Source organism: Dellaglioa sp. CoH-57-MRSF-18 (assembly GCF_056781995.1).
In genome coordinates this window covers 1-351 of record NZ_JBXAXX010000141.1, presented here as the reverse complement: position 1 = coordinate 351, position 351 = coordinate 1, and the positions used below count along the sequence as shown (strand labels likewise).

General features: G+C 54.1%; 1 protein-coding gene. It reads right to left on the bottom strand.

What is annotated here, in order from left to right:
• Positions 1 to 205, bottom strand: a 205-nt coding sequence (locus AC1RPG_RS08470; protein ID WP_481762546.1) for a hypothetical protein, incomplete at its 3' end; no start/stop codon positions are given.
• Positions 206 to 351: the final 146 nt, after the last annotated feature.

Here is a 351-nt window from a genome sequence, read left to right as displayed (position 1 = left end):
CCTTCAGTGCAGCCTGAATAACAGCCAACCGGCGATTGCCCTCGATCATGTCTTCCACGAAATACCAAGGGGCGCTCTTCGCTTTGTTGATAACATCGACTTGTGCGTTCACCACCGCGATCTGCGCTGCCTCATCGATTCGGAGCTTCCGGATACGGCGGCGCAGTGCCGCGACTTTGAAATGCTTGGTGACTTTTTCGAACATGTGAACCTCCAATAATTTAGTGATTCCCATTATACCTACTTCGAGCGACCAGTCAACCCCGATGAATCACTTCGGGCTCAACCCCAAACACGGCACGTACATACTCCGGGCCCGTGCCTGCTGCCGCTTCGATACTCAACACCGCC